The sequence below is a fragment of the Roseovarius sp. MBR-154 genome (genome assembly GCF_053628595.1).
On record NZ_JBRJGR010000059.1, the window covers coordinates 1 to 2,718 of the forward strand.

Here is a 2,718-nt window from a genome sequence, read left to right on the forward strand (position 1 = left end):
GTAAGCGGCGGCCACGCCCCATTGAATTGAAGTGTTCCTGACGCCTGCGGCGCCTGCGATAGGATCTGCTTGAGCAGATGGAGGTTGCGCATGGCGGACGGTGGCGATGGTTTCATGGGGCGGTGTGAGGTTGTCGAGCCGCGGCGGCGAGGCAAGCGGCGGTGGCCTGCTGAGCTCAAGGCTCGGATCGTTGCCGAAAGCCTTCAGCCGGGTGTGCGGGTCTGCGATGTGGCAGCGCGCTATGACATCCTGCCCCATCACCTGTCAGATTGGCGTCGGCATGCCCGACAGGGTCGGCTTGTTTTGCCGAGCGACCTGATGGACGCGCTGACCACATCGCCAAGCTCGGCGGTGACTGAACCTGCCTTTGTGCCGTTGTCCATTCTGCCTGAGAACATGGATCAGCCGGTATCTTCCACGGCCGAGGTCGGGCAGGGCGGCATCGGCGTGATGACGATCGAGGTCGGGCCTGATCTGCTGCTGCGTATTCCCGGCGATGTCGCGGTGGAACGCGCGGCCGCGCTGGTGCGGGCGCTGCGGGGTGCATCGTGATTGTCGCCGGTCAACGGCTGCCGATCCTGATCGCGACGAAGCCGGTCGACTTCAGGTGCGGGCATAACGCTCTGGCGCTGATTGTGCAGACGGAGCTGAAGCTCGACCCGCATTCCGGTGTGACGGTGGTGTTTCGCTCAAAACGCGGGGACAGGCTGAAGATCCTTGTGTGGGATGGCTGCGGAATGGTTCTGGTCTACAAGGTCCTGGAGCAAGGCAGATTCGCCTGGCCGAAGATACAGGACGGGGTCATGCGGCTGTCCCGGGCGCAATTCGAAGCGCTGTTCGAAGGCTTGGACTGGCGGCGGGTGGTGGCGCAACGGGTGCTGGCACCGACTGTGGCAGGATGACTCAGGCAGCTGTTTTGGCGTTGTTTTATTGGGCTTTCTGTCCCGGATCGGGTAGGAAGGGGCATGTCGCAGCCCTTCGATCTCAGCCAGTTTCCGGACCTGCCGCCCGAGGTGGTGAAGGCTTTTGCGGCGGTTCAGTTCGAGCTTTCGGTCGAGCGCGCCGCACGCCAGCACGAACAGGCCGTGGTCGCCCAGAAAGAGGCCTTCATCACCGAGCTCAAGGCGCTGATCGAGAAGCTGGAAGGTCAGGTTCAGGAGTATCGACGCACCAAGTTCGGGCCGAAATCCGAGAAGCTGGACCCTGCGCAGCTGGAGCTGGCGCTGGAAGATCTGGAAACCGCCATCGCCGAGACGCAGGCGCAAATCGCCGCCGTCGAGGACAGGATCGCGGCCAGCGAACCAGACCCAGAGAAGCGCAAGCCGCGCGCGCCCCGCAAGGCCCGGGCATTGCCCGAAAGCTTGCCGCGTGTCGAGCGCGTGGTCGAGCCTGAGAGCATCGTCTGCCCCTGCGGCTGCGGCGACATGGTCCGGATCGGCGAGGACCGCACCGAGCGGTTGGATTACATCCCCGCGCGCTATCAGGTCATTGTCACGATTCGGCCCCGATATGCCTGTCCCAAGGGGCGCACCGGCGTGGTGCAGGCCAAAGCCCCCGCGCATCTGCTGGAGGGAAGCTGGCCGACCGAGGCGCTGCTGACCCAGATTGCGGTGTCCAAGCATTCCGAGCACATGCCGTTGAACCGGCAGGCCGTGGTCATGGCGCGGCATGGGGTGCCGATCGACCGCTCGGTGCTGGCCGACTGGATGGGCCGAACGGGTGCGCTGATCGCGCCGGTGGTGGACCGAATGGCGGTGTTGCTGAAACAGGGCAGCACCCGGCTCTATGTCGATGAGACCACTGCCCCGGTGTTGGAGCCGGGGAAGGGGAAGACGAAGACCGGCTACCTCTGGGCCGTCTTGCGAGATGACCGTGGTTGGAACGGGCCTGCGCCGCCCGGCGTGGTGTTCCATTACCGGCCCGGGCGAAAGGGCGAATACGCCGCCGAAATCCTCGACGGCTTCAACGGTACGATCCAGGTCGATGCCTATGGCGCCTATACCCATCTGGCCACGCCGAAACGCACGGGCGGCGATCCGCTGCGGCTGGCCTTCTGCTGGGCGCATGGCCGACGCAAGCTGATCGCGGCCAAGCCCAAGAAGGGATCCCCCATCGTCGAGGAGGCGCTGTTGCGCATCGCGGCCCTCTACAAGATCGAAGATGCCATCCGTGGCTCGGACCCGGATCATCGTCTGGCCGTCCGGCAGGACCTGTCGCGCTCGCTGGTCGATGAGCTCTTCACCTGGTTGGCCGCCCAGGCTGCACGCGTGTCGCGCAAATCCGACCTCGGTGAGGCAATGGCCTATATGCTGCGCCGCCAGGACGGCTTCCGGCTGTTCCTCGAAGACGGGTGCGTCGACATCGACTCCAACCTCGTGGAAAACGCCATCCGCAGCCCGGCCATGAACCGCCGCAACGCGCTCTTCGCCGGCCACGACGAGGGTGGCCGCAACTGGGCCCGCTTCGCCAGCTTGATCGGCACATGCAAGATGAACGGCGTCGAACCATATGCGTATATGCGCGATCTGTTCACGAAGCTGGCCCACGGCCATCTCGCCCGAGACATCGACGATCTGATGCCGTGGGCCTACGCCCAAAAGGGCCGGGATGCATAGGGACCTCGTCTCGTAGTCCCTGACGAGCTACCGGCCGCCCTCCGCTTCATCCCATCGCGACGCCGCGCAAGTGCAAAATCAATGGGGCGTGGCCGCCGCTTAC

At 64.9% G+C, this 2,718-nt stretch carries 4 protein-coding genes; 3 read left to right on the forward strand and 1 reads right to left on the reverse strand.

Features of this window, described 5'->3' with window-relative positions; genetic code table 11:
- Nucleotides 1-258 (reverse strand): hypothetical protein (locus tag ACSSV4_RS23080; RefSeq protein WP_454277320.1); only part of this gene is annotated, 258 nt, incomplete at its 3' end.
- On the opposite strand from ACSSV4_RS23080, the gene ACSSV4_RS23085 reads away from it, so the two are divergent.
- The 3 genes from ACSSV4_RS23085 (at nt 187) to tnpC (ending at nt 2,615) form a co-directional block, all read left to right on the forward strand.
- Nucleotides 187-552 (forward strand): transposase, encoded by a 366-nt coding sequence (locus ACSSV4_RS23085; RefSeq protein ID WP_454277319.1) that lies wholly within the window; start codon nt 187-189, stop codon nt 550-552. The two genes, ACSSV4_RS23080 and ACSSV4_RS23085, sit on opposite strands and share 72 nt — an antisense overlap.
- Entirely contained in the window at nt 549-902 is a 354-nt protein-coding gene (gene tnpB, locus ACSSV4_RS23090; RefSeq protein WP_454277317.1) for an IS66 family insertion sequence element accessory protein TnpB, read from the forward strand. Before ACSSV4_RS23085 ends, tnpB begins: the two co-directional genes overlap by 4 nt.
- Before the next feature lie 63 nt (nt 903-965).
- The gene (tnpC, locus tag ACSSV4_RS23095) at nt 966-2,615 is read left to right on the forward strand and encodes an IS66 family transposase (protein ID WP_454277318.1); all 1,650 of its coding nucleotides are present in this window, start codon (nt 966-968) and stop codon (nt 2,613-2,615) included.
- Nucleotides 2,616-2,718: the final 103 nt, after the last annotated feature.